This is a genomic window from Streptomyces sp. NPDC058662, from assembly GCF_042716255.1.
Classification (GTDB): Bacteria; Actinomycetota; Actinomycetes; order Streptomycetales; family Streptomycetaceae; genus Streptomyces.
Genome location: NZ_JBHXRU010000178.1, coordinates 1 through 6095 on the forward strand (window position 1 = coordinate 1; position 6095 = coordinate 6095).

A 6095-nucleotide genomic window follows, 5' to 3' on the forward strand; every position below is an offset into this window, starting at 1 on the left:
GTTGACGTGTTTGTTGTTTATATTACAGTGGCCGGGGCGGGCTAATAGCGCTTCCGGGTTTCGGGAGCGGAGGGGGGGGGCGTCGAAGTGGCGGGGCGCCCCCTTCCGCATGCCGCCCCCGCGCAGGCCGCCCCCGCCGCCTTCCGGCCGCGCTGTCGGACCCGACTGGCATGATCATCACCTCAGACCGTGCCACCAGGGGGAGACCATGACCCACAAGCCGACCACCGCCCGCCGGGCCCTGCTGACCGGAGCCGTGGCCGGACTGGCCGGAGCGACCACGCTGACCGCCGCCGGCAGCGCCGCCGCGGCGCCCGCGGCCGCACCGGACCGGTTCGACGTCAAGGCCCACGGAGCGGTCGGCGACGGCGCCACCGACGACACCGCCGCCGTCCAGGCGGCCCTCGACGCGGCGGCCGCCGCGGGCGGCGGCACCGTCTACTTCCCCGTCGGCAAGTACCTGGTCAAGCCGACCCCCGACCGCCCGGCCCTGGCCCTCAAGGGCGACGGCATCCGGCTCGCCGGCGCCGGCGCCAAGGCCGCCACCCTGGTCAAGGGCGGCGACGGCATCCTGCTGCGCATGTCCGGCAGCGGGCCGGCGTACTCCACCGGCGCCACCCACCGCCGCTACTGCGCGATCGAGAACCTCGGCTTCAACGGCAACCGCAAGACCGGCCTGCTGCTGGAGCTCTACTACAACAACAACTCCTACTTCCGCGACGTCTTCATGTCGTCCAACAACGACATGTGCGTGGACGCCGTCGAGTTCTGGGACTCGCGCTTCTACAACCTGGTCATCGAGGACTCCACCGGCACCACCGGCAGCACCACCCAGCCCAACATCTGGCTGCGCAACGCCTCCTCCGCCACCGAGGGCGCCTGGGGCCACAGCAAGGACAACATCAACCAGATCCACTTCATCGGCTGCCGCCTGGAGGCCTTCGGCACCGGCGCGCTGTGGATCGGCCAGGGCGCCGTCACCCTGAACAACCCCAACGGCGTCTACCTCACGGACTGCAAGTTCGAGACCTCCCGGATGCGGGGCGGCCCCCACCTGAAGGCCGACGCGGGCTGCAAGCACGTCTACGCGACCAACATCTACTGCTACGCCGGCGACTTCGCGGAGGGCACCCCGGCCACCGCCCGGAACATCATCAGCTGGGCGGCGAGCTCCAGCGCCCTGGAGAACGTGGTCATCGCCAACCGGGACAAGGCGACGGTCAACGCGGGCGTGGCCCTGTACTCGGGTCCCGGCTCCACCGCCGTGCTGCGCAACGTCGTCGGCCTCTACGGCACCGCCCCCACCGGTACGCACCTCTACTACGAGCAGTCCTCCACCGGCGACTTCCGGGTGGAGAACAGCTACGGCACCCTCGGCGCGCAGGCGACCGGCACGATCCCGGTCAAGAACGCGCCCAACCCGCCGCTGCGGCTGGTCCCCGGGCCCGTCACGGACGCCTCCTTCACCCGCCAGCCGCTCGACGGCACCATGGCCGTGGACTCCGTGAACAAGCGGCTCTACATACGCGTCGGCGGCAAGTGGCTCTGGTCCGCCCTCAACGCGTAGCTTCCCGCCGCGACAGCGCCAGGGTGCGGTGCGCCGCCGCCACGACGGCCGGATCCACGAACCGGCCGTCGGGCAGCGCCAGCGCGCCCGGCGTGGCCCGCGCGGCGCTGAGCACCTGCTCGGCGGCCACGACCTCCTCGGGTCCGGGCAGGTAGGCACGCTCGATCACCGGGAGCTGGCGCGGGTGGATCGCCGCACGCCCGAGGAAGCCGAGGCAGCGCCCGCGCGCGCACGAGCGCGCCAGCGCCTCCAGGTCCCGGATGTCGGGGAACACCGACTGGGCCGGGGGCGCCAGCCCCGCCGCCCGGGCCGCCACCACCACCCGGGCCCGGCACCAGTCCAGACCCTCGTCCGCGCTCACGGCCAGATCGGCCCGCAGATCGGCCTCGCCGAGGGAGAGCCCGCGCAGCGCGGGGTGCGCGCGGGCGATCCCGTAGGCGCGCTCCACACCCAGCGCGGACTCCAGCAGGGCGTGCAAACCCACCCCGCCGGTGCGGTCGGCGACCGCCGCGACCTGCTCGGGGGCGCTGATCTTGGGCAGCCGGAGCCCGGCGAGGCCGTGCAGACCGGCGAGGGCGTTCAGGTCGGCCCCGCCCCAGGGCGAATCCAGGGCGTTGACGCGGACATGGACGGGGACCGGGGGACGCGAGCCCAGCAGCTCGGCGGTGGCGGCGCGGGCGTACTCCTTGCGGGAGGCCGACACCGCGTCCTCCAGGTCCACGATGACGGCGTCCGCCCCGCAGCCGAGTGCCTTGGCCACCACCTCCGGGCGGTCACCCGGTGCGTACAGCCAGGTCAGGATCACAATGCCCCCTCCTTCCGCAGTGCGGTGATCTCAGCCTCGGTCAGGCCGAGATCGGTCAGGACCTCGTCGGTGTCCGCGCCGTGCGGGCGGCCCGCCCAGCGGATCCCGCCGGGCGTCTCGGAAAGCCGGAAGAGGACGTTCTGCATCCGCAGCGGGCCGAGTTCCGGGTCCTCGACCTCGGTGACCGTGTCGAGGGCCGCGTACTGCGGGTCCTCCATCACGTCCCGCACGTCGTAGACCTGGGCCACAGCCGCCTCGGCGTCCTCGAAGGCGGCGACGACCTCCTGCGCCGTGTGCCGGGCGATCCAGCTCCCGACGGCCTCGTCCAGCACCTGCGCCCGGCCGGCCCGGCCCGCACCCGTCGCGAACCAGGGCTCGGCGATCAGGTCCGGCCGGCCCACCAGCCGCACCACCCGCTCGGCGATGGACTGGGCCGAGGCGGAGACGGCCAGCCAGCGGCCGTCCGCGCTCCGGTAGGTGTTGCGCGGGGCGTTGTTGCCGGAGCGGTTGCCGGTGCGGGGCTGGACGTAGCCGAGCTGGTCGTACCAGAGCGGGTGCGGGCCGAGCACGGTCAGGATCGGCTCGATGATCGCCAGGTCCACGACCTGGCCGCGCCCGGTGCGGTCGCGCCCGGCGAGGGCCGTCATCACCGCGTACGCGGTGGTCAGCGCGGCGATCGAGTCCGCGAGCCCGAACGGCGGCAGCGTCGGCGGGCCGTCCGGCTCGCCGGTGATCGCGGCGAACCCGCTCATGGCCTCGGCGAGGGTGCCGAAGCCGGGGCGGCGCGCGTACGGGCCGTACTGGCCGAAGGCGGTGACGCGGGCCAGCACCAGGCGCGGGTTGGCGGCGGACAGCTCGGGCCAGCCCAGCCCCCACTTCTCCAGGGTCCCGGGCCGGAAGTTCTCGACGACCACATCGGCGGTGGCGGCCAGGCGCAGCAGGGTGTCCCGGCCGCCGGGCGTGGACAGGTCGAGGGTCATCGTCCGCTTGTTCCGGCCGAGCAGCTTCCACCACAGCCCGACGCCGTCCTTGGCGGGGCCGTGGCCCCGGGAGGGGTCGGGGCGGCCGGGGTGCTCGATCTTGACCACCTCGGCGCCGAAGTCGCCGAGGAGAGTGGCGGCGAGGGGCCCGGCGAAGAGGGTGGCGAGGTCGAGGACGCGCAGCCCCCGCAGCGGCCCCGCGCCGTGCCCGCGTCCCGGTTCGGCGGACGCGTCCACCGCCTCGGGCCTTTCGGGGGCGTTCCGGCGGTCGTCCGGACCGGGGGCGGGGATCACGAGGCGGCCCCGGGAACCGCCTCGGACGCCGCCGCGGGCGCGTACCCCGGGGGCCGCCCGGGCTCCTGGTCCCGTGCGGCGAGGGCGTCGGTCTCCGCGCGGGACGGCATCGAGTCCTGGGCGCCGGCGCGCTGCACGGAGAGCGCCGCCGCCGCGGAGGCCCAGCGCAGCGCCTCCGGCATCAGCCGGCCCTCGCCGAGGGCCACCGCGAGCGCGCCGACGAAGGTGTCGCCGGCGGCGGTGGTGTCCACGGCCCGGACCCGGGGAGCGGGCACGGTCAGCGGTTCTCGACCGCGCGCGGCGTACAGCGATCCGGCGGCGCCCAGGGTGACGACCACCTCCGGTACGTCCTCCAGCAGCGCGGCGGCGGCCAGGTACGGGTCGGTGAGGCCGGTGAGCGCGGCCGCCTCGTGCTCGTTGGGGACCAGCAGGTCGACAGCGGCGAGGAGCCCGGCGGGCAGCGGCTGGACGGGAGCCGGCGTGAGGACCGTGCGGACACCGTGCGCGCGGGCGGCGAGGGCGCCGGCGAGGACGGCCCGCGGTGGGAGTTCGAGCTGGAGCAGCAGCGAGTCGGCCGCGCCGATCCGGCTCTCGTCGCCCGCTTCCAGGCCGGTGACGCGGGCGTTGGCGCCGGGGATGACGACGATGCTGTTGCCGCCCTCGTCGTCCACGGTGATGTGGGCGGTGCCGCTGGGCCCCTCGACGGTGCGCAGGGCCGCGGTCTCCACCCCGGCGGCGGCGAGGGAGGAACGCAGCCGGACGCCGAACTCGTCCGTCCCGACCGCCCCGATCATCACCACCTCACCGCCGCAGCGGGCGGCCGCGACGGCCTGGTTGGCGCCCTTGCCGCCGGGGGCGGTGCGGAACTCGCGGCCGGCGACGGTCTCCCCGAGGCGGGGGGCCTCGGGGACGTAGACGACGAGGTCCATGTTCGTACTGCCGAGCACGGCGATGGCCGTCATGAGTGGGCTGCCTCCTGTGCGGTGAGGGCGAGGGTGAGCCGGGCGAGGGCGTCGAAGCCGATGCCGTCGAAGCCGGGGACGCTGGTGGCGAGGCGGTTCTTGAGGGGCGCCGTCCACCGGGGCGGGAGGCGCTCGGGCGAGCCGACGAGGAGGCCGGCGAGGGCGCCGGCGGTGGCGCCGTTGGAATCGGTGTCCCAGCCGCCGGACACCGCGCGGCAGACGGAGCGGGTGAAGTCGCCGTCTGCGTGGGTGAGGGCGGCGGCGATCAGAGCGGTGTTGGGCACGGAGTGGACCCAGTGGTAGTGCCCGTAGCGGGCGTGCAGCCGGTCGACGACACCGTCGAAGCAGCTCTCCGCGCGGGCGGCGTCGGAGGCGGTGCGCACGCCGAACCGGACGGCCTCCGCGAGGCGTGAGCGGGGCGGTACGACGGCCAGCCCGGCCCGGAGCGCGGCGTGCACGTCGGCCCGGCCGGTGGCCGCCTCGGCGGTGGCGGCGGCGACGAAGAGCGCCGCGTAGACGCCGTTGCCGGTGTGGGTCAGGGCGGCGTCCCGGTAGGCCTGGGCCGCGGCGGCGGCCGGGTCGCCGGGGTTGGTCCAGCCGTGGACGTCGGCGCGGATCAGGGCGCCGATCCACTCCCGGAACGGGTTGTGGTGGGTGGCGGTGGCAGGCGGCTCCAACCCGAGGAGGAGGTTTCGGTAGGCGACGCGCTCGGCGGTGAAGGTCCGCCCGGCGGGCAGCTCGTCGAGCCAGAGCCGGGCGACGTCGGCGGTGGTGAAGCCCTTGCCGTGCCGTTGGAGGAGGAGCAGGCCGAGCAGCGGGTAGTTGAGGTCGTCGTCCTCGGGCATGCCGTCGATGTTCTCGGCGAGCGAGGTGGGTGCCGAACGGCGGTTCCAGGGATGGGCGGCCAGCAGTTCGGCCGGGACGCCCTCGGCGGTGAACCAGCCGTCCAGCGGCCAGTTGCCCGCGGCGCGGGCCAGGGCGCGGACGGCGTGGAGCGGGAGCTTCTCGACCGGCTTGCCGAGCAGGCAGCCGACGGCCCGCCCGACCCAGGCGGCCTCCAGCCGCTCCCCGTACCCGCCCTCGCGCGGGTCCGTCCGGCGGGGCGGCGCGGCCCAGGAGGCTCGGACGGCGGGCCAGGTCAGGGGCTCGTCGGCGGCGGCGGGAGAGGGGAGCAGCGCCAGCCGGTCCAGTAGGCGGACCGCCAGGGCGCGCAGGCGGGGCGGGGCCGGGGCGGGCGAGGCCCCGGCCCGGTCGGGGGCCGGACGGCCTCCCGCCGCCAGCCAGGTCCGCCGGACGGAGTCCGCGTCCCGCCCGTCCTCGGCCGCCTGCCGCAGCTCGTGCCCGACGAGGTCCTCCGGCTGCGCCCAGGTCAGACGCACGGGGTCGGTGACGCACTCCGCCGCCGCGCCCGCCGGGCCGGGTCGGGGGTCCCGCGGTGCCGCCGCCTGACCGGGCCGCGTCCGGGTCGGCGCCGGGTGCGGGTCGGC

General features: G+C 75.6%; 5 protein-coding genes. 1 reads left to right on the forward strand and 4 read right to left on the reverse strand.

Annotated elements, in window-relative coordinates:
* Positions 1 to 208: 208 nt before the first annotated feature.
* On the forward strand, positions 209 to 1567 hold the full coding sequence (locus ACFWUQ_RS30870; protein ID WP_384544618.1) for a glycosyl hydrolase family 28-related protein: 1359 nt from the start codon (positions 209 to 211) through the stop codon (positions 1565 to 1567).
* Here ACFWUQ_RS30870 and ACFWUQ_RS30875 read toward each other — a convergent pair.
* The 4 genes from ACFWUQ_RS30875 to ACFWUQ_RS30890 are packed head-to-tail and all read right to left on the reverse strand — an operon-like array spanning position 1557 to position 5987.
* Positions 1557 to 2372, reverse strand: a complete 816-nt coding sequence (locus tag ACFWUQ_RS30875; RefSeq protein ID WP_384544620.1) for an HpcH/HpaI aldolase/citrate lyase family protein — start codon at positions 2370 to 2372, stop codon at positions 1557 to 1559. The two genes, ACFWUQ_RS30870 and ACFWUQ_RS30875, sit on opposite strands and share 11 nt — an antisense overlap.
* A complete protein-coding gene (locus ACFWUQ_RS30880; RefSeq protein WP_384544622.1) occupies positions 2369 to 3589 on the reverse strand; it encodes a CaiB/BaiF CoA transferase family protein in 1221 nt (406 codons plus the stop codon). The genes ACFWUQ_RS30875 and ACFWUQ_RS30880 overlap by 4 nt, the downstream gene beginning before the upstream one ends.
* A 53-nt stretch (positions 3590 to 3642) precedes the next feature.
* Entirely contained in the window at positions 3643 to 4608 is a 966-nt protein-coding gene (gene rbsK / locus ACFWUQ_RS30885; RefSeq protein ID WP_384544624.1) for a ribokinase, read from the reverse strand.
* A complete protein-coding gene (locus tag ACFWUQ_RS30890; RefSeq protein WP_384544626.1) occupies positions 4605 to 5987 on the reverse strand; it encodes an ADP-ribosylglycohydrolase family protein in 1383 nt (460 codons plus the stop codon). The genes rbsK and ACFWUQ_RS30890 overlap by 4 nt, the downstream gene beginning before the upstream one ends.
* Positions 5988 to 6095 lie beyond the last annotated feature (108 nt).